Source organism: Vogesella facilis (assembly GCF_042648525.1).
In the GTDB taxonomy this organism is placed as follows: domain Bacteria; phylum Pseudomonadota; class Gammaproteobacteria; order Burkholderiales; family Chromobacteriaceae; genus Vogesella; species Vogesella facilis.
The window spans coordinates 227,717-251,741 of the sequence record NZ_JBHRXN010000036.1 but is presented as its reverse complement, the minus strand read 5'-3'; the positions used below and the strand labels follow the sequence as shown (position 1 = coordinate 251,741).

At 67.9% G+C, this 24,025-nt stretch carries 13 protein-coding genes, 1 tRNA gene and 1 pseudogene; 7 read left to right on the top strand and 8 right to left on the bottom strand.

Features of this window, described 5'->3' with window-relative positions; genetic code table 11:
- Positions 1 to 81, bottom strand: a tRNA-Leu gene (locus ACFOLG_RS16535).
- Between the two features lie 90 nt (positions 82 to 171).
- On the opposite strand from ACFOLG_RS16535, the pseudogene rnr reads away from it, so the two are divergent.
- From rnr to ACFOLG_RS16520, 3 genes and pseudogenes are all read left to right on the top strand, one after another.
- A pseudogene (gene rnr / locus ACFOLG_RS16530) lies at positions 172 to 2,472 on the top strand (ribonuclease R); the annotation flags it as partial.
- 838 nt (positions 2,473 to 3,310) lie between these two features.
- A complete protein-coding gene (locus tag ACFOLG_RS16525; protein ID WP_386093935.1) occupies positions 3,311 to 5,167 on the top strand; it encodes a DUF3857 domain-containing protein in 1,857 nt (618 codons plus the stop codon).
- 38 nt (positions 5,168 to 5,205) lie between these two features.
- Positions 5,206 to 5,964 (top strand): CHAD domain-containing protein, encoded by a 759-nt coding sequence (locus tag ACFOLG_RS16520; RefSeq protein ID WP_386093932.1) that lies wholly within the window; start codon positions 5,206 to 5,208, stop codon positions 5,962 to 5,964.
- Positions 5,965 to 5,988: 24 nt separating this feature from the next.
- Here ACFOLG_RS16520 and ACFOLG_RS16515 read toward each other — a convergent pair whose 3' ends face one another.
- From ACFOLG_RS16515 to ACFOLG_RS16505, 3 genes are all read right to left on the bottom strand, one after another.
- Positions 5,989 to 6,648 (bottom strand): Clp protease ClpP, encoded by a 660-nt coding sequence (locus tag ACFOLG_RS16515; protein WP_386093929.1) that lies wholly within the window; start codon positions 6,646 to 6,648, stop codon positions 5,989 to 5,991.
- A 136-nt stretch (positions 6,649 to 6,784) separates the two neighbouring features.
- Complete coding sequence (locus tag ACFOLG_RS16510) at positions 6,785 to 7,390, bottom strand: BPSL1445 family SYLF domain-containing lipoprotein (RefSeq protein ID WP_386093926.1); 606 nt, start codon at positions 7,388 to 7,390, stop codon at positions 6,785 to 6,787.
- 148 nt (positions 7,391 to 7,538) lie between these two features.
- Positions 7,539 to 8,327, bottom strand: a complete 789-nt coding sequence (locus tag ACFOLG_RS16505) for a helix-turn-helix transcriptional regulator (RefSeq protein ID WP_386093923.1) — start codon at positions 8,325 to 8,327, stop codon at positions 7,539 to 7,541.
- 171 nt (positions 8,328 to 8,498) lie between these two features.
- Between ACFOLG_RS16505 and ACFOLG_RS16500 the strand changes: the two genes are divergently transcribed.
- Together ACFOLG_RS16500 and ACFOLG_RS16495 are read left to right on the top strand one after the other, a co-directional pair.
- Positions 8,499 to 9,317, top strand: a complete 819-nt coding sequence (locus tag ACFOLG_RS16500) for a carbon-nitrogen hydrolase family protein (protein WP_386093920.1) — start codon at positions 8,499 to 8,501, stop codon at positions 9,315 to 9,317.
- 59 nt (positions 9,318 to 9,376) lie between these two features.
- Positions 9,377 to 10,699: an APC family permease gene (locus ACFOLG_RS16495; protein WP_386093917.1), complete on the top strand. Its 1,323-nt coding sequence runs from the start codon at positions 9,377 to 9,379 to the stop codon at positions 10,697 to 10,699.
- Positions 10,700 to 10,797: 98 nt separating this feature from the next.
- Here ACFOLG_RS16495 and ACFOLG_RS16490 read toward each other — a convergent pair whose 3' ends face one another.
- Both ACFOLG_RS16490 and mfd read right to left on the bottom strand, forming a co-directional pair.
- On the bottom strand, positions 10,798 to 11,568 hold the full coding sequence (locus ACFOLG_RS16490; RefSeq protein WP_386093914.1) for a substrate-binding periplasmic protein: 771 nt from the start codon (positions 11,566 to 11,568) through the stop codon (positions 10,798 to 10,800).
- Positions 11,569 to 11,605: 37 nt separating this feature from the next.
- Positions 11,606 to 15,001 carry a transcription-repair coupling factor gene (gene mfd / locus ACFOLG_RS16485; RefSeq protein WP_386093911.1) on the bottom strand — a complete coding sequence of 1,132 codons (3,396 nt, stop codon included), beginning with the start codon at positions 14,999 to 15,001 and terminating at the stop codon, positions 11,606 to 11,608.
- 191 nt (positions 15,002 to 15,192) lie between these two features.
- On the opposite strand from mfd, the gene ACFOLG_RS16480 reads away from it, so the two are divergent.
- The gene (locus ACFOLG_RS16480; protein ID WP_386093908.1) at positions 15,193 to 18,405 is read left to right on the top strand and encodes a sensor domain-containing protein; all 3,213 of its coding nucleotides are present in this window, start codon (positions 15,193 to 15,195) and stop codon (positions 18,403 to 18,405) included.
- A gap of 41 nt (positions 18,406 to 18,446) precedes the next feature.
- On the top strand, positions 18,447 to 19,193 hold the full coding sequence (gene rlmB / locus ACFOLG_RS16475; RefSeq protein WP_386093905.1) for a 23S rRNA (guanosine(2251)-2'-O)-methyltransferase RlmB: 747 nt from the start codon (positions 18,447 to 18,449) through the stop codon (positions 19,191 to 19,193).
- Between the two features lie 74 nt (positions 19,194 to 19,267).
- Here rlmB and ACFOLG_RS16470 read toward each other — a convergent pair whose 3' ends face one another.
- Both ACFOLG_RS16470 and ACFOLG_RS16465 read right to left on the bottom strand, forming a co-directional pair.
- Complete coding sequence (locus tag ACFOLG_RS16470; RefSeq protein ID WP_386093901.1) at positions 19,268 to 20,266, bottom strand: HD domain-containing phosphohydrolase; 999 nt, start codon at positions 20,264 to 20,266, stop codon at positions 19,268 to 19,270.
- Positions 20,263 to 23,916: a PAS domain S-box protein gene (locus ACFOLG_RS16465; RefSeq protein WP_386093898.1), complete on the bottom strand. Its 3,654-nt coding sequence runs from the start codon at positions 23,914 to 23,916 to the stop codon at positions 20,263 to 20,265. Before ACFOLG_RS16465 ends, ACFOLG_RS16470 begins: the two co-directional genes overlap by 4 nt.
- Between the last annotated feature and the right edge of the window lie 109 nt (positions 23,917 to 24,025).

Here is a 24,025-nt window from a genome sequence, read left to right as displayed (position 1 = left end):
CCAGGAGAAGACTCGAACTTCCACAGTGTTGCCACCGCTAGGACCTGAACCTAGTGCGTCTACCAATTCCGCCACCTGGGCTCTGCTATGCTGTATCATCGATATGTTGCGTTGCTTTCGCTGCAGCACATCGAAGAAGCACGCATTATAAAGAACTTTTTGAGTGTGTCAATGGCTACCAAACGAAGAAACAGCAAAAATACTCCCTTTCGCCAGCAGGATCCTTACCTCGCTCGCGAAAAAGCCAAATACGACAATCCCTTACCTAGTCGCGAATTTGTTCTCGAAGTCCTCGAAAAAAATGGCGTGCCGATGCATGCCGAAGAGTTGGCCGCAGTTTTCCCCATTTACGATAACGAGCTCGACCTGTTCGAGCGCCGCCTGCGCGCGATGGAGCGTGCCGGCCAGATCCTGATCAATCGCAAGGGCGATATCTGCGTGGCGCAGAAACTCGACCTGGTTCCCTGCCGCGTCAGCGGCCACCGCGACGGCTTCGGTTTTGCCGTGCGCGAAAACGGCGATGGCGACGATATCTTCCTGTCCGAGCGCGAGATGCGCAAAGCCCTGCACGGCGACCGGGTGATGGTGCGCATTGCCGGCACGGATCGCCGCGGCCGCCAGGAAGGCCGCATTGCCGAAGTCATCGAGCGCGGCGCCAGCCGCCTGATCGGCCGCATCTACCGCGAGCGCGGGGTGTGGTTCGTGGTGCCGGAAGATCGCCGCATCAATCATGAAATGCTGGTGGAAGTGGGCGGCGAAGACGGCGCCAAGGACGGTCAGGTGGTGATGGTGGACATCGTCGACTATCCGGACGAGCACCGTCAGGCCATCGTCAAGGTGTCCGAAGTGCTGGGCGACTACGCCGACCCGGGCATGGAAATCGAGATCGCGCTGCGCAAGCACGACCTGCCGCACGTGTTCTCCGACGACGCGCTGGCGCAGGCCAAGGCTACCAGCCAGAAGGTGGGCAAGCGCGACATCAAGGATCGCGTCGACCTGCGCGACCTGCCGCTGGTCACCATCGACGGCGAAACCGCGCGCGACTTCGACGATGCGGTATATGCCGAGAAGAGCGGCAAGGGCTTCCGCCTGATCGTGGCGATTGCCGACGTCAGCCACTACGTGCGCCCCGGCGATGCGCTGGATGTCGACGCGCGCGAGCGCAGCACCTCGGTGTACTTCCCGCGCCGGGTGATTCCGATGCTGCCGGAGGAGTTGTCCAATGGCATCTGTTCGCTGAATCCGGATGTCGACCGCCTGTGCATGGTGTGCGATATGCAGATCTCGGCGCGCGGCAAGGTGAAGAAGTACCAGTTCTACCCGGCGGTGATGCGTTCGCAGCACCGCTTTACCTATACCCAGGTGTGGCAGCTGCTGTCCGAAAACGGTGCGCACAAGCTCAAGCCGCAGCTGGAAACGCTGTACGCGCTGTTCCAGCAGCTGCTGCAGCAGCGCCAGAAGCGCGGCGCGGTGGATTTCGACACCACCGAAACCCAGATGCTGTTCGACGACAACGGCAAGATCAGCCAGATCGTGCCGGTGGTGCGCAACGACGCCCACCGCCTGATCGAGGAATGCATGCTGGCGGCCAACGTCTGCGCCGCCGAATTCATCCTCAAGCACGAGCACAAGGGGCTGTTCCGCGTGCACGAAGGCCCGACGCCGGAGAAGCTGGAGCAGTTGCAATCCTTCCTGCGACTGAAAGGGCTGCAGCTGGGCGGTGGCGACAAGCCCACCACCAAGGACTACGCCGCGCTGGCCGACGCTGTGCGCGAGCGCCCGGATGCGCCGATGATCCAGACCATGCTGCTGCGCTCCATGCAGCAGGCGGTGTACCAGCCGGACAACCTCGGCCACTTCGGCCTGTCCTACGATGCCTACACCCACTTCACCTCGCCGATCCGCCGTTACCCGGACTTGCTGGTGCATCGCACCATCAAGGCGATCCTGAACGACAAGAAGTACAAGCCGGGCAAGTGGGAGCAGCTGGGCGTGCACTGCTCGATGGCCGAGCGCCGTGCCGACGACGCCAGCCGCGACGTGCAATCCTGGCTCAAGACCTACTACATGCGTGACAAGGTGGGCGAGGTGTACAGCGGCAAGATCAGCGCGGTGGCCGGCTTCGGCATCTTCGTGCTGCTGGACGGCTTGTACGTGGAAGGCATGGTGCACATCTCCGAGCTGGGCAAGGATTACTTCCATTTCCACAAGGAACAGCAGGCCATCATCGGCGAGAAGAGCGGCCTGAAGTACCAGCTCGGTGACCAGGTCACCATCAAGGTGATGCGCGCCGAACTCGACACCGCGCAGGTGGATTTCGCGCTGGTCAACGTTGGCCGCGATGGTGCCGGGCAGGGGGGCGATGCCGCCGTTGCCGGGCGCCGTCATGGCCGTGGCAAGCAGGAGCACAAGGCAGGCAACAAGGGCGGCGGCCAGCGGCACCAGGCGGCGGGCAAGCCCGCTAATCAGCCGGCGGCCAAACCGTTCAGCCAGCCGGCGGCCAACGTTGCCACCAAGCCGGCCCCGGCTACGGAGTCCAAGCGCGAGGCGACGGCGAAATCCGTCAGCCAGCCGGCTGCCCAACCCGCCAAGCAGCCAGCCGCCAAACCGCTCAGCCAGCCGGCGGCCAACGTTGTTGCCAAGCCTGCGGCCACGGAGCCCAAGCGTGAGGCGGTAGGGAAGCTCGTCAGCCCGCCGGCTGCCCAACCCGCCAAGCAGCCAGCCGCTAAACCGCTTAGCCAGCCTGCGGCCAACGTTGCCGCCAAGCCTGCGGCCACGGAGCCCAAGCATGAGTCGGCAGGGAAGCCCGCTGACTCGCCCGCCGCCAAGCCGGCCAGCCAGCCTGCGGCCAAGGCTGCCGCCAAGCCGGTCTCCGGCGCCGAGTCCCCGCGTGACGCCGTAGTGGCGCCGGCGGCGGAGGCGGCGGAGGCGGCAGCGCCCAAGCCGGCGCGACGTAGCCCGGCCAAGCGCACGGCAGCAGCCGCAGCCCCTGCGGCGGCCCCGACTGCGGCACCGACAGTGGAAAGTCCGGCGGCAAAACCGGCCAGCCGCCGGCGCAGCCCGGCCAAGGCCGCCGCGGCGAACCCAGCCCCGGCGGCAGAGGCGACCGAGCCCAAGCCGCCAGCGGCGCCGCGCGCGCGACGCAGCCGTCGTAGCTGATCCCCGAACCGCAGCCCTGGCTGCGGTTTTTTCTTGCCGGCCCGGCGGGGTATCAACGACCGGAAAAGTTGCTCGGTCCGCGATATGGTATTGGTATATATTGCCGACTTGCCGGTGCCATCCGCCGGCTTATTGCGAGGACACTTGGGCGATGAAATACCTGCTTGCCACCTGCCTGCTGGCCGGTGCCAGCCTGCCATCCGTGGCGGCGATGCGTGCGCCGGACGAGGCGCCGGCCGCGCTGGAGCGCAGCGAATCCTGCCGCTGGGACATCAACACCGGCAGCGATTGCCAGATCGAGCAGAGCATCACCGTGCTGCGCGAGGCCGGCCGCGACGACAATGGCACCCAGACGCTGTGGTCGGAGGCGGACGACCGGCTGGAGGTGAGCGTCGCCTACACGCAGCAGCCGGACGGCCAGCGCATCGCGGTATCGGCGCGCGACCGGCAGCAGGGCACCGCCCCGGGCGACAACGGCTTCGACGGCTACCAGTTCCTGAAGCTGGCCTTTCCGGAGGTCAAGGTGGGCAGCAAGCTGGTGCTGCACTACCGCCGCATCTCGCCGCTGGTCAAACCGTTTGCCATGCTGGCCAAGCGGCTGGTGCTGGGCAGCGACGACATGCGCTACGACCGGTTGCAGTATCGCGTCAGCTCGGCGCAGCCGCTGTTCTGGAAGCTGGATGACCCGCAGCAGCAGCTGGCGGTGCAGGCCAGCGATGATCGCCACCAGCTGCAGGTGCAGCTGCGCGCGCCGCTGTACCTGGCCACCACCGAAGGCAGCCGCCGCCTGAAGCTGCGCCGCCAGGCCCAGCTGGACATCAGCACCGTGGCGGATGCGCGTGAGGCGGAGCGGCCGGTGGCACAGGCCATCGCCCGGCTGTTGGCCGCGCCGCTGCCGCCGCTGGCACAGCGCGCGGTCACGGCCGCCTACGGCCAACCCTGGCAGCAGCAGGTGGCGCAGCTGCTGGAAAACGTCAACGACCGCATCCGCTACATGGGCGACTGGCGCATGTCGGAAAACGGCTCGGTGCCGTTCACGCTGGCGCAGATCGAGCAGCGCGGCTTTGGCGACTGCAAGGACATGGCGCTGACGCTGGCGGCCATGCTGCGCGCCGCCGGGCACAATGCCAGCGTGGCCTTCGTGCGCAGCGACTGGGACAACCGCCCGCCACTGCTGGCGACACTGGGCTATTTCAACCACGCCATCGTGCGGCTGAAAATCGGCGCCGACAGCTACTGGCTGGACCCGACCCGTAAGATCAATGCGCTGGGCAGCGTCGCCAATGGCCTGCAGGACCGGCTGGCCTTCGTGTTCACCCCGCAGGGCGAAGTCAGCGCGGAGCAGATTGCGGCCAACCTGCCGGCGGCCCGTTTCGAAGAGCAGGTGCAGGACTTCACCCCGCTGGCGGACGGGCGCTGGCGCATGCGCGGCAGCAATGTGCTGCACGGCCAGCAGGTGCGCGAGCTGTTCGAAGACGAGCTGAGCAGCAACCGCTCCGATGCCGACTCCACGCTGCTGCGCGATTACTTCCTGTTCCGCGACATGAACCTGCGCACGCTGAGCGTGGAGCGCGGCAACACCCAGCGCCTGGTCGCCAGCCCGTACACCGTGGCGGCGCAGGCCACCGTCAGCAACGTCACCCGCCCGCTGGGGCCGTACCGGATGGCCGATCTGCGCCTGCTCAGTGAGCGGGTGGAGGTGCTGCGCAACTACTACTCGCAGGACGGCGTCAGCGATTACTTCATGGAAGCCGGCGGCTACAGCGGGGTGACGCGGCTGCACGGCGTCAAGCCGCTGCTGCCGGCCCCCGGCTGCCGCGTGCAGTCGCGCTGGCTGGACTACGCTATCGCGCCGCTGGCGGTGGCCGACGGCATCGGCCTGCGTTACGAGCTGCAGCGCAAGGTGAACTGGGTTGGCCGCGACGAGCTGGCCAGCGCCGAGTTCAAGCAGATGCTGGAGCAGCTGGAAGAGTGCGACGCGCAGGCGCAGCTGCTGCTATACAAGTAAACGTCGCCACCGCCCGTGGCGCGCCGCCTGGAGCCGTCATGAAGCCTGCCTCGCCCCGCCGCGTGCTGCGGCAGCGCTTGCAACTGCTGCTGACGCACATCGGCAGCACCCTGCCGCAGCTGGCCGACAGCGCCAAGCCGGAGGCGCTGCACGACTTGCGCATCGCCCTGCGCCAGCTGCGCAGCCTGCTGCGCGTGCTGCAGGCGCTGCCGCACGGCCGGCCGCTGCGCGTCCTGGCGCGGCAGCTGGCGGCCTTCACCCGCGAAAGCAACGACTGGCGCGACCGCGAGGTGCGCCTGCAGCAGCTGCAGCAACTGGCGGCGCAGGCCGATAGCGCGCGCTTCGCCGCCTGGCGCCGGCATGAGGCGTTTGCCATTGGCGCCGGCAAACTGCAACTGGCGCGGCGGCAAGACGAGCTGGACGCGTTGCTGGCGGCGATCGCGCACCGCGGACTGCCATTGCTGCGCGCCAGGCCGGCACGGCTGCAGCGGCGGGTGCGGCAGGCGCTGCGCGACAGCCGCCGCGGCTACCGGCGCGCGCGGCGCCAGTGGCGGCAGCGGCCGGATCGCGCCGGGCGCATGCACGTGCTGCGGCTGCAGGCCAAGCGGCTGCGCTACCAGGTCGAGGTCTGCGAGGGTCTGCTGGGTAAGCGCTGGCGGCGGCGCGCGGCGCGCGCGCGCGACGATCAGCAGCGACTGGGCGAGCAGCGTGACCGCCAGCTGCTGCTGGCCAGCCTCAGGCGCGATGCGGTGCCGCTGCCCGCCGCGCTGCGCCGGCTGCTGGGCCTGGCGGGCTAGGGCGGCTGGCAGGCTGGCCGGCGGCTACTTGCGGCTTTTCTTCTCCAGCCCCGGTTCCGCGCGGACCCGGCTCTTGCGCGGCGTGGTGCTGGGCTCGCCCTTCTGGATGCGGTGCAGGCGGCGGCGGATCTCGTCGCTGTCCATCCAGATATCCTCGCCCTTGAAGATGCGTTCCAGCTCCTCGTCCGCCAGGAACGGCTTGCACACGTGGCGCATCACCTTGTCGAACCACTTGCTGCTGGCCAGCACCTGCGCCTGCTGCTCGTTGCCCTTGCCGATCGACGCCGACGAGTAGTTGTGGAACATCAGCTGGCAGGTGTCGTGCAGGATCAGCTCGTCGCCGGCCAGGAACAGCAGCGCGCCCATCGAGTAGGCGCGCGCCTCCAGGATGGTGATCACGTGCGCCGGGCTGGCGGCGATGTTGTTGATGATCTGCAGGCCGGTGTCGAAATTGCCGCCCGGCGTGTTCAGGTGCAGGAAGATCACATCGGTATTGCTGGCGCTGCGCAGGGTGTACAGCAGCTCGGTGTAGTGGATCGGGTCGCCGATCTCGCCGGACAGGTAAAACGAGATCTGCCGTACCGTGCCCTGCGCTTCGTAGCGCCGAAAGCGCGGCAGGCTTTCCTCGTCGTCGTCATCGTCGTCGTGCTGGCGGGGCAGGTTGCGCTGGAGGTGGCGGGACATGGCGGCTCCTTGGCTGAAGTGGCGAGCAAATACTCGGCAGCCATGTCTTGATGGTAGTGCCTGCCGCCGGCGCCTGCTGCCGGGCTGCAGGCAACACAACGGGGCCGCGCTGCGGCCCCGTTGCTGGCTGGGCGGATTACATGTCCAGCTTGGTGATGCGGGTGCCTTCCAGCGTCAGGTTGGCCATCAGCCCGGCATTGGTCATCACGAAGCCGATCACCGGCTGCTGCGCGGTGTTGAGGTCGATGTCGCCATTGGCGCCCACTTTCAGCAGCGCCACCGAGGCATCCACCCCGGCGGTCCAGCCATTGCCGGTGCGGAAGCGGTTCAGCGCATCCTGGGTCATGAACAGGAAAATGATGGCCTTGGACTGGGCGCCCAGCTGCCAGCCGAACGAGCCGCTGACGGTCTGGTAGTAGCCGGCGGGAGCACCGCCGATGCGCAGCGCGCCCTTGCCGTACTCACCGCCCACCACGAAACCGGCGGCCAGCACCGACGGAAAGATCAGCACCGCCTTGGCCTTGCCGACCAGCTCCTGCGAGCCGCGGGCATTGTGGTACAGCCGGGTGAGGGTGGCATCGTAGCCGGCATCGATCTCCTGTTTCTGGCTGGCGATGCTGGCGGCGCTGCTGCTGGTGGCGGGCTTGGTGGTGGACATGTAGCCACCGCCGCCGCTGCTGGCGCAGCCGGCCAGCAGCACGGCCAGCGCCGTGGCGGCGGCAAGGGATTTATGCAGGGTCATGGTGTACTCCTGACTGCGGCCAACGTTGGCCGCATGCGTGACACAACGAGGCGCAAACAGCGCCATCCTGCCCTTGTTATAGGCAACCAGCTGCACGCTATATGATTGATTGTGTTGCAGTTTGTGCCGTTTGCGTGACAGCGCCGGCTTAGCCCTGGCGCGCGCTGTCGCGCAGGAACAGCGAGAACAGCTCGCCCTGCGAGTTGATGCCCAGCTTGCTGTACAGGTGCTTGCGGTGGGCCTTCACCGTGTCGGTGGCGATGCCGAGGCGCTGCGCAATGCCCTTGGACGAGTAGCCGCTGAGCAGCAGCTGGCTGATTTCCAGCTCGCGCGCGGTGAGGTTGGCGCCGGGAAAGTGAAAGTGGCTGGCCGGGCTGCCGGGCAGCGGCGCCGGCCGCGGCTGCAGCTTGAGCTGGCATTCCAGCCGCCAGCGCTGCTTCAGCAGCGGAATCAGCCACTGGCTGAGCACCGCCAACAGCGCCAGGGCGGCGGGGGTGAAGCGCTGGGTGGCGCCCAGTGACAGGCACAGCGTGCGGCCGTCCTCCAGCAGGCAGTTGATCTGCAGCTCGTCTTCCACGATGTTGAGGCGGAAGTAGCGGTGGTAGTACTCGGTGCTGCGAAAGCGCTCCGCCGCCACCTCGTCCAGCCGCAGCAGCCCTTCCTTGCGCCGCTCGATGGCGGCGATGTAGAACGGGTCCAGCTGGTACAGGCCGGCGAGGTACTCGGCAAACAGCGGGTCCGGCTGGCCGTCTTCCTGCGGAATCTCCGCCAGCACCTGCGGCGGGCCGTCGGCGTGAAAGCACAGCGCCACCCAGCTGTTGAAATGCACGTAATCGGCTAGCAGGCGTGTCAGCCGCAGCCAGAAATCCTCGCGGTCCAGCGCCTCCAGCACGGTGCCGATGCCGCGGTGCCAGGCCAGATCGTCCAGATTCAGCATCCTGCTCCCCCTTCGAGGGTAACCCCCGCGTGTGATTTTGCCGCGCGCGGCGGCTTCATATACTGCCGGCACTGGCAGCGTGCCTGCCGGCCAGGCTGGCAGGGTACGGCAAGCCGGACACCCGCAACAAGTTGGCCGCAGCGTGGCGGCGGCCAGCCCCCCAACAAGGAGATGACTTTGCACATACAGTTGGCACAGATTCCGTTGCAGGACGGCGACACCGCCGCCAACCTGGCGCGGGTGCTGGCGCTGATCGCCAGCGCCCCGGCCGGCACCGACCTGATCGTGTTCCCGGAAACCACGCTGATGGGCTTTCCCAGCGCCGAGGAAATCGCCGCGGTGGCCGAGCCGCTGCATGGCCCGACGCTTGCCGCCGTGCAGCAGGCGGTGCGTGCGGCCAACGTGGCGGTGGCGATCGGCCTGGCCGAAGTGCTGGACGGCCGCTACTACAACACCACGGTATTGCTGACGCCGGAAGGCGTGCAGCTGGCCTATCGCAAGACCCACCTGTGGGCGTCGGACGTCGGCGTGTTCGAGCCGGGCAGCCAGCTGCCGGTGGCCACCTGGCGCGGCCGCAAGATCGGCATCCTGATCTGCTTCGACATCGAGTTCCCGGAAACCGCGCGCGCGCTGGCCAGCCAGGGCGCCGAGCTGCTGCTGGTCACCAACGGCAATATGGACCCGTACGGCCCGGTGCACCGCACGCTGATGACGGCGCGGGCGCTGGAAAACCAGCTGTTCGCGGTGATGGTGAACCGCTGCGGCAGCGGCGGCGGGCTGGATTTTGCCGGCGAGAGCATGGTGGTGACGCCGGGCGGCGACATCCAGCTGGCGCTGGGGCGCGACCAGGCGCTGGCCAGCACCACGCTGGATTTCGCGCTGCTGGACGCCAGCCGCCGCGACTACCACTACCTGTCACAACGCCGTATCGCGCTGGCCGGAGAAACCAGCGCCACCGCGGCGGGCGCTTCCGCCTTCCTGATTCCCTGATGTCTACATTGCCGGCCCGACCGCGCCGCAAGTAGCCGGCGGGCCAAGAGGAGAAATAGATGAGCACATTGAAACGATCGTTGACGCTCAGTTCGGTGGTGATGTTCGGCTTGGCCTACATGACGCCGATCATCGTGCTGGGCACCTTCGGCATCATGGCCGACAGCACCCACGGCAGCGTGGCCGGCGCCTATCTGCTGGCGCTGGTGGCCATGCTGCTGACCGCGCGCAGCTACGGCGTGATGGCGGCCGAGTTTCCGGTGGCCGGCTCCGCCTACAGCTACGTGCGCAAGGCCATCAGCCCCAAGGCCGGTTTCCTGGTCGGCTGGGCGGTGCTGCTGGACTACCTGTTCCTGCCGATGGTGATCTGGCTGTTCGGCGCGGTGTACCTCAACAGCGCCTTTCCGCAGCTGCCGATGGCGCTGTGGATCATCGGCTTCATCGTGATTACCACCGCCATCAATATCATCGGCATCAAGCTGGCCAACACCGTCAACTACCTGATGATGCTGATCCAGATGCTGGTGTTGCTGGCGTTCGTGGCGCTGGCGCTGCATTACGTGTGGGGCGATCCGGGCAAATCGCTGTTCAGCCTGGCGCCGCTGTACCAGGCCGGGGTGCCGCATGGCCTGCTGCTGGCCGGCGCGGCGATTGCCTGTTACTCCTTCCTCGGCTTTGACGCGGTGACCACGCTGACCGAGGAAACCATCAACCCGAAGCAAGTGATTCCGCGCGCCATCATGCTGATCACCCTGCTGGGCGGCGGCATCTTCGTGGTCAGCGCCTACGCGGTACAGCTGGCGCACCCCGGCTACCAGTTTGTCTCCACCGATGCCGCGGCGGCGGAAATCGCCAAGAACATCGGTGGCGACATCTTCGTGTCCATCTTCCTGATCGGCCTGATCATCGGCCAGTTCGCCTCCGGGCTGTCGGCGCAGGCCAGCGCCTCGCGCCTGCTGTACGCCATGGGCCGCGACGGCGTGCTGCCGGGCGCGCTGTTCGGCCAGCTCAGCGCGCGCTTCCAGACCCCGGTGGCCGCCATCCTGCTGTGCGGCGCGGTGGCGCTGTTGGCGCTGTTGATGGACGTGACCACCTCGGTGTCGTTCATCAACTTCGGCGCCTTCCTGGCGTTCAGCTGCATCAACCTGGCGGTGATCGCGCACTTCTACCTGCGCCGCCGCAGCCCGGCGCCGCGCGACTTTCTCAACTACCTGTTGCTGCCGGCACTGGGTGCGCTGGCCGATCTGTGGCTGCTGGTGAGCCTGGACCAAAAGGCGCTGACGCTGGGGCTGGTGTGGCTGGGGCTGGGCACGCTGTATCTGGCCTACCTGACCGGCGGTTTCCGTCGCAATCCGCCGGAGATGGACTTCTCCGAGGCCTGAGGCCGGGCGGGAGCGGCTGGCTGGCCGGCGATCCGCTCCCGGAAACCGCTGCGGCCAACCTTGGCGTCAAGGTTGGCCGCAGGCACTGCCGGCGCGTCTCAATCGTCGCCGCCGGCGTGGAAACCGTAACGCGCCTTCAGCGCGTCGATCTGTCGGCGGTGGCTGGCGAGGAAGCGCCTGAACTCCTCGGCGACGGTCGCGTGCTTGATGGTCGACAGATACCAGAAGCCGGAGGCATGCGGCAGCGCCGGGTCGTAGCGCACCGGCGCGGTGTCGGTCTTGCGGATGCGCGACCAGTAATAGCGGGCGATGCGGGTGTTCATGTAGGCGCCGTCCACGCGGCGGCTGATCAGCTTCTGGTACAGGGTGTCGTACTGCGACACCTCCTCCTGCCGCAGCGCCCCGCTGTTCAACAGCTGCTGGTAGGGGTAGGGGGTGAAGCCCAGCGGCACGCCCAGCACTTTCAGCTGTGCCAGGCCCTTGCCCAGCCGCTCCGGGTTCACCAGCACGCCGTCGGTGAACGGCAGCATCGGCACGTAGCGGATCGCCACATGCTGCTTGAGCTCGGCCACCCAGTTGGGATTGTCCGGAAAGCTGAAATCCAGCTTGCCGGCCACGAACAGCATGTCGCGGCGCTTCAGCGGGTAGACGCGGTAGTGGAAGGTGTAGCCGTGCTCGCGGGCGAAGGCGTCCAGGATGTCGCGGCCCAGCCCGCGGTACTGCTCGTTCTGGTAGCTGGAGTAGGGCAAGAAGTTCGGATAGTCCTCGACGCCGACGCTGAACTCGCCGGCCGCGCCCGCCAGGCTGCTGCCGGCCGCGGCCAGCAGGCCGGCGGCCAGTAGCCTGGCGCCGCGCGGCAGCGTCAGCACGATGTGCCCCGGCGGCGGCAGTCTGGGCGCCGCGCGCTCATGCCAGTTCCTTCAGCAGCTCTTTGATCTTCACGATGCGCTGCGCCACCTCCGGCAGCGGCTGCTCCACCCGCAGCTTGTCCTGGCCGGCCAGCTTGTAGTGCCGCTTGCTCTGGATCAGCATGATGATCTTCACCGGGTCGATCGGCGGGTTCTTCACGAAGCTGAGCTGGATCGCCACTTCGCTGGCGTCCAGTTTCTGGATGCCCATTTCCTTTGCGGCCAACCTCAGACGGTGGCTTTCGATCAGCGTCTTCACGCTTTGCGGCGGCAGGCCGAAGCGGTCGATCAGCTCCTCGTGGATGGCGTCGATTTCGTCTTCGCCCTCGCAGGTGGCCAGCCGCTTGTAGATCACCAGCCGCTCGTGCACGCCGGGGCAGTAGTCGTCCGGCAGCAGCGCCGGGCTGTGCAGATTGATCTCGGTGGTGACGCCAAGCGGCGCGTCCAGGTCCGGCTCGCGGCCCTTTTTCAGGTCGCGCACCGCCTGCTTGAGCATTTCGGTGAACAGCGAAAAGCCCACTTCCTGCATCTCGCCGGACTGGCCTTCGCCCAGCACCTCGCCGGCGCCGCGAATCTCCAGATCATGCATCGCCAGGTAGAAGCCGGCACCCAGCTCCTCGGAGGCCTGGATCGCCTCCAGCCGCTTCTGCGCATCCTTGGTCATGCCGTCCGGGGTCAGCAGGTAGGCATAGGCCTGGTGATGGCTGCGGCCAACCCGGCCGCGCAGCTGGTGCAGCTGCGCCAGGCCGAACTTGTCGGCGCGGTTGATCAGGATGGTGTTGGCGTTAGGGATGTCGATGCCGGTCTCGATGATGGTGGAGCACAGCAGTACGTTGTCACGCTGCTGCAGGAAATTGCGCATCACCTGTTCCAGCTCGCGCTCGCGCAGCTGGCCGTGCGCCACGCCGATGCGCGCCTCCGGCACCAGTTCGCTGAGCTTCTCGCGCATGTTCTCGATGGTGTCCACCTCGTTGTGCAGGAAGAACACCTGCCCGCCGCGCTTGAATTCGCGCAGCATCGCCTCGCGGATGATGCCGTTGCGGCTGGGGCTGACGAAGGTTTTCACCGCCAGCCGGCGCGACGGCGCGGTGGCGATGGCGGAGAATTCGCGCAGCCCTTCCAGCGCCATCGACAGCGTGCGCGGAATCGGCGTGGCGGTGAGGGTGAGCACGTCGACGTTGGCGCGCAGGCGCTTGAGCTGCTCCTTCTGCCGCACGCCGAAGCGGTGTTCCTCGTCGATGATCACCAGCCCCAGGTTGTGGAAGCTGACATCCGGCTGCACCAGCTTGTGGGTGCCGATCACGATGTCTATCGTGCCGGCGGCCAGGCCTTCCATCGCCTGCTTCACTTCCTTGGCGCTCTTGAAGCGCGACAGCTCGGCGATCTTCACCGGCCAGTCGGCAAAGCGGTCGCTGAAGTTCTGGAAATGCTGCTCGGCCAGCAGGGTGGTGGGTACCAGCACCGCCACCTGCTTGCCGCCCATCACCGCCACGAAGGCGGCGCGCAGCGCGACTTCGGTCTTGCCGAAGCCGACGTCGCCGCATACCAGCCGGTCCATCGGCCGGCCGCTGGTCATGTCGCCGATCACCGCCTCGATGGCGGCGGCCTGGTCGATGGTTTCCTCGAAGCCGAAGCCGGCGGCGAAGGCATCGTAGTCGTGGTGGCTCAGCGTGAAGGCGTGGCCCTCGCGCGCCGCGCGCTGCGCGTACAGGTTCAACAGCTCGGCGGCGGTGTCGCGCGCCTTTTCCGCAGCGCGCTTCTTGGCCTTGTCCCACGCCGGGCTGCCCAGCCGGTGCAGCTGCACGTTGTCGCTGGCGTTGCCGGCGTAGCGGCTGATCAGCTGCAGCTGCGCCACCGGCACGTACAGCGTGGCGCCCTCGGCGTACTCCAGCTGCATCATCTCGGTTTCGCCCTCGCCCAGGTCGATGGACACCAGGCCGAGGTAGCGGCCGATGCCGTGCGCTTCGTGCACTACCGGGTCGCCGATCTTCACCTCGGCCAGGTCGCGCAGCATGGCGTCGGCGCTGGCCGCCTTGCGGCGCTTGGCGTGGCTGCGCGCCACGTGCTGGTACAGCTCGGCCTCGGTGACGATGGCAAGGTTGGCCGCAGCCAGCTCGAAGCCGCTGTATAGCGGCGTCACCGCCAGCGCCAGCCGCTCGTCGCTGGCCTGGAACGCGGCCCAGCTGTCCACGGTGGCCGGCTGGATGCCGTTGTCGCGCAGGAACTGCAGCAGGGTTTCGCGCCGGCCCAGGCTTTCGGCGCCGATCAGCACCCGGCCCGGCTGCTGCTGCAGGTAGGTGGCGAGCTTGCCCAGCGGGTTGTCGGCGCGGCGGTCCACGCCCAGCTCCGGCAGGCGCTGGTAGTGCGGGCTGTCTCCGTCGGCGGCCAGCTCGAAGCGGGCATAGGGCTTGATGGCGGCCATCAGCTCGTCCGGGCGCAGGAAGATGTCGGCCGGCGGCAGCACCGGCCGCTCCGGCGCGCCCTGCGCCATCTGGTGGCGCGACTGCGCATCGCGCCAGAAATTCTCCGCCTCGGCCAGCACGTCGCCGTGCAGCACCAGGCCCGCCGCACTGCCCAGGTAGTCGAACACGCTGGCGGTGTCGTCGAAGAACAGCGGCAGGTAGTACTCGATGCCGGCCGGCCACAGCCCGGCGGACACGTCCTTGTAGATGCGGCTCCTAGACGGGTCGCCCTCGATGCGCTCGCGGTAGTGCTGGCGGAAGGCGGTGATGCCGGCTTCGTCGCTGGGGTATTCGCGTGCCGGCAGCAGGCGGATCTCCGGCACCGGGTACAGCGTGCGCTGGCTGTCCGGGTCGAAGGTGCGCAGGCTGTCGATCTCGTCGTCGAACAGGTCGATGCGGTAGGGCAGGCTGCTGCCCATCGGGAACAGGTCCACCAACCCGCCGCGGATGGAGAACTCGCCCGGCGCCACCACCTGCGACACGTGCTGGTAGCCGGCCACCACCATGTCGGCGCGCAGCTTGTCCACGTCCAGTCGCTGCTTCTGCTTCAGCCAGAAGGTGCGGCCAACCAGGTAGCTCAGCGGTGCCAGCCGCGACAGCACGGTGGAGACCGCGGCGATCACCACGTCGCACTCGCCATTGCGGATTTGCCACAGCGTGGCTAGCCGCTCCGACACCAGGTCGCCATGTGGCGAAAAGTGGTCGTATGGCAGCGTCTCCCAGTCCGGTAATAGTGCAATGCGCAAATCGGGGCGGAAGAACGGCAACTCCGCCTGCAGGCGCTGTGCGTCTTGGGCGCTGGCGGTGAGCACCAGCATGGGCAGGCCGGATTGCGGCAGTGCAGCAAGCAGCGCGCTGTCGGCGCTGCCTGCCGGCAGGGCGAGGCGGGTCTTGTGGGCGGCCGGCGGCCAGGCGGGCATCGGTGTGGTCATATCGCTACACATTCGCAAAGAGGCGGGTATTATAGAGCGGCGCCGGAATCCAGGCTGCGCAAGACAGCCAACACCACACATATACAGCTTCCGGCCGCATACCCGTGTACTGCAATCCGTTGTTATTGCCATCGCCGCCCCCTGCCGCTGGTAGCCGGGGTACGGGTAGCTTTTCTTTGAAGCGGGGAGACGTGGACAAATCCACTGTAAGCGCGATGATTTTCTTTGTCGGCGGCATGCTGCTGTGGCCGGGAGACTGGCAGCATGCGCTATTACCGGGCGCCTTCATCGCCCATGCCGCCCTGGCCTGGCGTTTTGCCGCCGGCCGCTTCCAGGTGGTGTGGTGGTGGGGCGTGCCGGCAACGGCGGTGGCGCTGCTCAGCATGCCGCTGCTGCCGGCGCTGCTGTGGTCGGCCTCGTTCGGCGTCATGCTGCTGGCGCTGCATATCGTGCTACCGGGCAGCCATTTCCGTCTCGATTCCCTGTCTGCGCTCGCCCGCCTGCTGCAGCGCCTGCTGCTGCCGGCGCTGCTGGTCAATGCCACGCTGTGGCCGCTGCTGGATGTGGCCGAGGCGCTGCGCAGCCTGCTGCTGCTGTGGCTGTCGCTGTCCTTGCTGGTGCCGCTGCTGTATGCCGGCTTTCCCGCCGTGCAGGCGCGCCGCGAACTGCTGGCGCTGCTGGCGCTGGCGGCCACCTTGGCCGCCACCCTGTGGTGGCTGGGGCGCGGCGACTGCGCCACCAGCTGTCAGTTGCTGTTGCTGCCGGTGCTGTTCCTGGCCGCCATCCGCGCCGGGCTGGTAGGCGTGGCCGGCAGCGGCACGCTGTACCTGTTCATTTTCTCGCTGCCGGCGCTGCTGGGCGGCGCGGTGTGGGGCGTGGCGGCCAACCTTGGCAACACGCTGGCGCTGCTGCTGTTCGGCCTGCTGGCGCTGGTGGTGGCGGTGTTCGGCGATGGCTACCGCCGCCGCGAGCGGCTGCTGCAGGATGTGCAGGCGCGCTTCGAATCGCTGCTCAACCAGAGCACCAGTCTGATGACGCTGAAGGACCCGGACGGCCGTTACCTGCTGGTGAACCTGAACTTTGCCCGCCTGCTGGGGCTGCCGCAGCAGTTCCTGAAAGGCCGCACCGCGCGCGAGCTGTTTGCGCCGGACGAGGCCGGAGTGATCAACAGCCACGACCAGCAGGTGATGCGCAGCCTGGAGTCGCGCCAGTTCGAACAGCCGATCACCGTCAACGGCCGCCATTACCTGATGCTGTCCAGCGTGTTTCCGCTGTTCGACAGCGACGGCCTGCCGGCCGGGGTGGGCAGCATCTCGGTGGACATCAGCCAGCGCGCCGAGGAAGAACGCCAGCTGCAGGAGGCGATGGACCAGTACCGCGCGGTGGTGGAGCAGTCGCTGGTGGGCATCTACATCACCCAGCATGAAAAGCTGGTGTACGTGAACCCCAAGCTGGCGGCGATGGCCGGCTACCAGCCGGAGGAGGTGGCCGGCTGCACCATCGACGAGATGCTGATGCCGGGCGAGGACGAGCGCATCCGCGCGCAGATCCGCCGCCGCATCCGCGAAAACATCCAGGTGATGTACTACACCACGCGCATCCGCCATCGCAACGGCGAGGCGGTGGATGTCGAGGTGCACAGCCGGCTGTTCGACTACCACGGCGACAAGGCCATCATCGGCGTGATGATGGACATCTCCGACCGCATCGCCGCCAACGCCGAGCTGCGACTGGCGACCACGGTGTTCGACAACGCCACCGAGGGCATCCTGGTTACCGATGGCGAAGGCCGCATCGTGATGGTGAACCAAGCGTTCACCCGCATTACCGGCTTTGCGCAGGATCTGGCCATCGGCCGCGTGTCGCGCATGCTGCGCACCGCCAACCGCGAGCGCAACCGCGCGCTGCAGGAGGCGCTGGAGCGCGACGGCCACTGGAAGGGCGAGATGTTCGACCGCCGCCAGAACGGCGACCCGTACATTGCCGAGCTGTCGATCAGCGCGGTGCGCGACCCGTTCGGCCAGCTGTCGCACTATGTCGGCGTGTTCTCCGACATCACCGGCCGCAAGCAGGCCGAGGACCGGCTGCAGTTCCTCGCCAGCCACGACCCGCTGACCCGGCTGCCCAACCGCAGCGCGCTGATCGAGGCCATCGACACCGCCATCCTGGAGGCGGAGGAGGACGAGCCGCGGCTGGCGCTGATGTTCATCGACCTGGACCGCTTCAAGCTGATCAACGACTCCTTCGGCCACCAGGCCGGCGACGAGGTGCTGCACGAGATCGCCGCGCGCCTGACGCAGTCCACCGAGCGCTTCGGCCTGGTGGCGCGCCTGGGCGGCGACGAGTTCACCCTGGTGGTGCGCGACTTCGACGGCCACGGCAGCCTGGGGCGCATGGCCGAGGAAGTGTTGGCCGCACTCACCCGGCCGATCCGCATCGAGGAGCACGAGGTGTTCGTCAGCGGCAGCATCGGCATCAGCGTCTACCCCAACGACGGCGTGGACGCCGCCTCGCTGCTGAAGAACGCCGACGCGGCGATGTACCGCGCCAAGGAGGCCGGCAAGAACACCTACCAGTTCTTCGACGCGCAGATGAACGCGCAGACCTTCGAGCGGCTGCTGATGGAAAGCGGCCTGCGCCAGGCGCTGGAGCGGCAGGAGTTCGAGCTGCATTACCAGCCGCAGCTGTCCTGCGACGGCCAGCGGCTGGAAGGGGTGGAGGCGCTGCTGCGCTGGCGCCACCCGCAGCTGGGGCTGGTGCCGCCGGGGCGCTTCATCCCGCTGGCGGAGGAAACCGGGCTGATCAAGCCGATCGGCGCCTGGGTGCTGCGCGAGGCCTGCCACCAGATGGTGGCGTGGGACAAGATGGGGCTGTGCGTGCCGCGGCTGGCGGTCAACCTGTCGGCGCGGCAGTTCGAGCAGCAGACGCTGCTGAACGAGGTCAACGACGTGCTGGCGGTGACCGGCCTGGCCGCCTCGCGGCTGGAGCTGGAAATCACCGAGAGCATGCTGATGCACAACCCGCAGGAGGCGGTGTCGCTGCTGCGCGAGCTGAAGGCACTGGGGGTGAAGCTGTCGATCGACGACTTCGGCACCGGCTATTCCTCGCTGTCCACCCTCAAGCGCTACCCGCTGGACTACCTCAAGGTGGACCGCTCCTTCGTCGAGGGGCTGCCGGACGACGAGGACAGCGCGGCGATCACCGAGGCCATCATCGCCATGGCACGCAAGCTCAAGTTCACGGTGATTGCCGAAGGGGTGGAGACCGCGGCGCAGAGCGTGTTCCTGGCCAATGCCGGCTGCGCCATCCTGCAGGGCTACTACTACAGCCGGCCGCTGCCGGTGGCGCAGTTGCAGCAATGGTTGGCCGCACGGCAGCCGGCCTTGGCGGAAATCGTGCGTTAGCAGGTAGAATGCGCGGCTATTTCGATCGACGGCGGTGCCCCATGAGCAACAAGAAACTGATCCACGGCTTCCATGCCGTCAATGCCCGGCTGTGGCAGAACCCGAAAAGCGTGCTGGAAGTGTTTCTGGCCGGCGGCCGCCAGGATGCGCGCGCGCAGGCGGTGCTGGACAAGGCCGCCGGCGAGGGTGTGAAGGCGCACATCGTCGACAAGGAGCGGCTGGACAGCATGACTGGCAAGGCGCGTCACCAGGGCGTGGTGGCGATGATCGACGCCAACCAGAACTTCGTCACCCTGGAGGACGTGCTGGACAACCTGGCTGAGCCGCCGCTGCTGCTGATCCTCGACGGCGTTACCGACCCGCATAACCTCGGCGCCTGCCTGCGCGTGGCCGACGCCATGGGCGCGCATGCGGTAATCGCGCCCAAGGACCGCTCCGCCACCCTCAACGCCACCGTGTCCAAGGTGGCCTGCGGCGCTGCCGAGGTGGTGCCCTACATCACCGTCACCAATCTGGCGCGCACCCTGCGCGACCTGAAGGACGCCGGGGTGTGGATCGCCGGCACCACCATGGAAGCCGATACCGACCTGTACCACTTCGACGCCGCCGGCCCGCTGGCCTGGGTGATGGGCGCCGAGGGCGAGGGCATGCGCCGGCTGACCCGCGAACACTGCGACGTGCTGGTGTCGATCCCGATGTTCGGCACCGTGGAAAGCCTCAACGTGTCGGTGTCCTCCGGCATGGTGCTGTCCGAAAGCCGCCGCCAGCGGGTGCTGAAGGCCGGCTGAAGCCGCTGCCAAGGTTGGCCGCAGGCGGTGCGCTTGCGGCCAACCTTGTTCCGTTTTCCGGCGCCGGTGGCGGCCTAGTCTTCCGCCCAGCGCGCCTTGATCTCCAGCATGGCCGGCAGTTGTGCGCAGAACAGTGCCACCAGCGCCGGATCGAAATGCTTGCCGGCCTGCTCGCGGATGTAGGCCACCGCCTCCTCCACCGGCCATGCCGGCTTGTACGGCCGCACGCTGGTCAGCGCGTCGAACACGTCGGCAATGGCGACGATGCGCGCCTCCAGCGGAATCGCCTCGCCGGCCAGGCCGTGCGGGTAGCCGCTGCCGTCCCACTTCTCGTGGTGGTATTCCGCCACCCGCCGCGCCATCTGCAGCAGGCTGGAGCTGTCCTCGCCGATGATGCGCGCGCCGATGGCGGCGTGCTGGCGCATCAGCACCCACTCCGCCTCGTCCAGCTTGCCCTTCTTCTGCAGCACGGCATCCGGCACGCCGATCTTGCCGATGTCGTGCATCGGCGCCGCGTTCAGCAATTCGTCGGCCTGCTGTTCGCCCAGGCCGGCAGCCAGCGCCAGCACGTGCGAGTAGTGGCTCATGCGCAGCACGTGCAGCCCGGTCTCGTTGTCCTTGTACTCCGCCGCCATGCCCAGGCGCTGGATGATCTGCAGCCGGGTGGCGCGCAGCTCCTCCACCCGCACCAGCGACAGGTGGGTGCGCACCCGGGCACGCACGATGGCCGGGCTGACCGGCTTGCTGATGTAGTCCACCGCGCCGGCGGCAAAGCCTTCCGCCTCGTCGTTCACGTCGGCCAGCGCGGTGACGAAGATCACCGGCACCGTGGCGGTGGCCGGCGTCGCCTTCAGCCGGCGGCAGGCTTCCAGCCCGGTCATGCCGGGCATCATCACGTCCAGCAGGATCAGATCGGGGCGCTCGCTGTGTGCCAGCGCCAGCGCCTTGTCGCCATCGCGGGCGAACAGCAGCCGGTAGTCCTGCTGCAGGATGGCGCGCAGGATCTGCAGGTTGGTCGGTTCGTCGTCCACCAGCAGCAGGGTGGGACGGTGGTCGGCGGGAATCTGGCTCACGATGCGGCTCCGGTGCTGGCGCCCAGCTGTGCCTCGATGGCGGCCAGCTGGCTTAGCGCCTGTTCAAAGTCAAACATTTCCACGGCCTGTTGCAGGGGCGCGAACAGGCTGCCCGGCAGCTGCTGCTGCAGCGCGGCCAGGCTGGCGTCGTCGAATTCGCCGTGGCGGCAGGCATTGGCCAGCGCCTGCAGCAGCGGCTGCAAGGCGGCCAGCTCCGCGGTGCGTACCGTGTCGGCGGCCGCGCTGGGCGGCGCCGGCAGCTCGGCGGCGATGGCGGCCACGGCGGCGCTGATGGCGTCGGCACTGGCCGGCGGGCAGTGCGCCTGCTGCTCGATGTCGCCGAGCAGTGCCGCCAGCCGTTGCAGCCCAAGGTTGGCCGCAGCGCCCTTGACGCGGTGCGCCAGCGCGCTGCACGCCTCCGGTGCGGCCTGGCGCAGCGCGTCGGCAAGCCGCGCCTGCTCGGCGGCAAAGCGCTGCAGGCGCGGCAGCAGCGCCTGGCGGCTGCCCCAGCGCTGGCTGGCGCCGGGCCAGTCGATGTCGGCCAGTGCCGTTGCCGGTTCAGGCTGCGCGCCGGACTCTGCTGTATCCGGCTGGCGCAGCACGCGGGCGATCTCGGCATACAGCTGCGGCATGTCCACCGGCTTGCCGGCAAAACCGTTCATGCCGGCGGCGCCGGCCTCGCGGCGGTCTTTTTCCAGCACGCTGGCGGTCAGGGCGATTACCGGGGTGGCGGCGCGCTGCTGCAGCCGCTCGTCGTCGCGGATGCGGCGGGTGGCCTGCAGGCCGTCCAGCAGCGGCATCTGCACGTCCATCAGTACCACGTCGAAGCGCTGCTGCCGGTACAGCTCGCAGGCCTCCTCGCCGTTGCGCGCCGTCCACACCCGGTGGCCGTCGCGGCTGAGCGCCAGCTGCAGCAGCTCCAGGTTCTGCGGCACGTCGTCGGCCACTAGGATGTCCAGCGCCGGCAGCCGGCTTTGCGGCGCGGCGGGCGCGGTGCGCATCTCGTTCCTGGCCGGCGGCAGCGGTAGCTGCACGCTGAAGCAGCTGCCGACGCCGGGCTGGCTGCTGGCGTGGATGTGGCCGCCCATCAGCTCCACCAGCTGGCGGGCGATGGTGGTGCCCAGGCCGGTGCCGCCGAAACGCCGCGCCATGCTGGCGTCGGCCTGGGTGAACGGCGCGAAGATGTGCGGCAGCCGCTCCGGTGCGATGCCGATGCCGGTGTCGAGCACACTCAGCTGCAGGCCGCCGCGCTCCGCGCGCAGGCGCAGGGTGACGCTGCCGTGTTCGGTGAATTTCACCGCATTGCCCAGCAGGTTGGTCAGCACCTGGCGCAGGCGCAGCGCATCGCCGTGGCAGCCGTCCTGCAGCTCTTCCGGGTAGTCCAGCTGCAGCGTCAGGCCTTTTTGCTCCGCCTGCAGCTGCAGTGCGGCCAACACCTGCTGGCACAGCTCGCGCAGCGAGAAGTCGTGCCGCTCCAGCTCGATGGCGCCGCGCTCCAGCTTGGCGGTGTCGAGGATGTCGTTGAGCAGGCCCAGCAGCGAGCGCGCCGACTGGCGCACGGTGTCGAGGTGGCGGCGCTGCTGCTCGTCCAGCCGGCTGCCCAGCAGCAGCTCGGTGAAGCCGATGATGGCGTTCATCGGGGTGCGGATCTCGTGGCTCATATTGGCCAGGAACATGCCCTTGGCGCTGGCCGCCTGTTCCGCGGTGTCGCGCGCCTGCAGTAGGTCGTTTTCCATCGCCTTGCGCCCGCTCAGGTCGCTGGCCAGCTTGACGATCTTGCACGGTTTGCCGTCGGCGTCGAGGATGGGGTTGTAGCTGGCGTGGATCCAGAATTCGTGGCCGTCGCGGGCCAGGCGGCAGTACTCGCCCTGCACGAATTCGCCGCGCCGCAGCGTATCCCAGAATGCCTGGTAGGCGGCGCTGTCCGCCTCCTGCGGCCGGCACAGCATGCGGTGATGTTGGCCGCAGAGCTCATCCAAGCGGTAGCCGCTCAGGCGCAGGAAGTTGTCGTTGGCGTCTAGGATGTGGCCGTCGAGGTCGAATTCCACCACCGCCATCGCCAGGCGCATGGCCTGCACGATGCCTTCGAATTCGGCGTTGCGCAGCTTGGAGGCGGTGACGTCGATGATGACGCCGTCTATCCACTGTGCGTTGCCGTCCTCGTCGTAGACGCCGCTGGCGCTTTCCGACACCCAGCGCTCGCTGCCGTCGCGGTGCTGCAGCCGGTATTCCAGCACGTAGGGCTGCCGCGTCGCCAGCGCCTGCTGCACCTGCGCGCGTACCCGCGCCAGGTCGTCGGGGTGGATGATGTCGGCAAAGCTGTGGCCGCCCTGCATGAAGCTGGCGGTGTCCCAGCCGGTGAGGGTTTCCACCGCGTCGCTGATGAACAGCTTGCTCCACGCCTGGTCGACGCGGCTGCGGAAGGCGACGCCGGGGATGTTGCCGATCAGGGTGCGGTACTGCGTTTCGCGGGCGCGCAGCTCGCGCTCCATCGCCTTGTGCTCGCTGATGTCGGTGATGAAGCCGACGAACAGCGGCTGGCCCGGCGTTTCGGCGCGGCCTACCGCCAGCCGCACCGGCAGCAGGCTGCCGTCGCGGCGCATGGCGGTGACTTCGCGGCCCTGGCCGATCACCTTGGCGTGGCCGGTGCGCAGGTAGTTGGCCAGGTAGCCATCGTGGCCGGAGCGGTACGGTTCCGGCATCAGCATATTGATGTTGCGGCCAACCAGTTCGCTCTCCTGCCAGCCGAACAGCCGCTCGGCGGAGTGGTTCAGGTTCTGGATCCGGCCCTGGTGGTCGATGGTGATGATGCCGTCCACCGCGGTATTGACGATGGCGCGCAGCCGCGTTTCGCTGTCCAGCTTCTGGGTGTATAGCTGGCGGTAGTGCAGGAAGGCGTTGCCGGCCAGCACGAACACGCTGCTGGACACGGTGATCAGCCCCACCGCCAGCGCCAGCAGGGTGTTGTGGTTCATGCCGGCCACGTAGTCCAGCTGCGGCGTGCCGATGAAGCGCGCCGCCGCCATGCCGGTGTAGTGCATGCCGGCAATGGCCAGCCCCATCACCAGCCCGCCCAGCAGGATGGCCTGGTTGACGCTGAAACGGCCGCGGCGGCGCAGGCCGAAGCGTATCCACAGCGACAGCATCGCCAGCGCCACCGCCACCAGCAGCGAGGCGGCGAACCATAGCGGGTCGTAGCGCAGCAGCGGCGACATCACCATGGCCGCCATGCCGCTGTAGTGCATGGTGCCGATGCCGGCGCCGACCAGCACGCCGCCGCCGATCAGCTGCCAGCGGTTGATTTCGCGGTGCGAGATCAGGTTCAGCGCCACCCAGGATGCCAGCACCGCCGGCAGCATGGACAGCAGGGTGGTGTCGTAGCGGTAGTTCACCCGGGTGCAGATTTCGAAGGCCAGCATGCCGATGAAGTGCATGGCCCAGATGCCGCCGCCCAGCGCCAGCGAGCCGGAGGCCAGCGCCGTCTGCCGCATGGCGGTGGAGCGCGCCAGCCGTGCCAGGCCGGAGACCTGCAACGCCATGCACGACGACAGGATGGCGATCAGCAGCGACAGCGCCACCAGCCAGGGGTGGTAGCTGCCCAGCAGCAAGGGGGTGGCGGCGCCATCGCGCAGCAGGAAAAAGTCGAGCATGGCAGCTGGAGTTGGGGGTGGGGTGCCCATGTTAGCGTGCACCGCTGGTCGAGTTAACTGGCATTGCGCTGTTACCGCGCTGGTCATATACCGTATGGGGGTATATTAT

What these genes read in the sequence shown, in the direction of transcription:
- ACFOLG_RS16510 (WP_386093926.1), bottom strand. Translation starts at nt 7,390, where the DNA reads ATGACCCTGCATAAATCCCTTGCCGCCGCCACGGCGCTGGCCGTGCTG.
- ACFOLG_RS16495 (WP_386093917.1), top strand. Translation starts at nt 9,377, where the DNA reads ATGAGCACATTGAAACGATCGTTGACGCTCAGTTCGGTGGTGATGTTC.
- mfd (WP_386093911.1), bottom strand. Translation starts at nt 15,001, where the DNA reads ATGACCACACCGATGCCCGCCTGGCCGCCGGCCGCCCACAAGACCCGC.
- ACFOLG_RS16505 (WP_386093923.1), bottom strand. Translation starts at nt 8,327, where the DNA reads ATGCTGAATCTGGACGATCTGGCCTGGCACCGCGGCATCGGCACCGTG.
- ACFOLG_RS16465 (WP_386093898.1), bottom strand. Translation starts at nt 23,916, where the DNA reads ATGCTCGACTTTTTCCTGCTGCGCGATGGCGCCGCCACCCCCTTGCTG.
- ACFOLG_RS16500 (WP_386093920.1), top strand. Translation starts at nt 8,499, where the DNA reads ATGACTTTGCACATACAGTTGGCACAGATTCCGTTGCAGGACGGCGAC.
- ACFOLG_RS16515 (WP_386093929.1), bottom strand. Translation starts at nt 6,648, where the DNA reads ATGTCCCGCCACCTCCAGCGCAACCTGCCCCGCCAGCACGACGACGAT.
- ACFOLG_RS16520 (WP_386093932.1), top strand. Translation starts at nt 5,206, where the DNA reads ATGAAGCCTGCCTCGCCCCGCCGCGTGCTGCGGCAGCGCTTGCAACTG.
- ACFOLG_RS16525 (WP_386093935.1), top strand. Translation starts at nt 3,311, where the DNA reads ATGAAATACCTGCTTGCCACCTGCCTGCTGGCCGGTGCCAGCCTGCCA.
- rlmB (WP_386093905.1), top strand. Translation starts at nt 18,447, where the DNA reads ATGAGCAACAAGAAACTGATCCACGGCTTCCATGCCGTCAATGCCCGG.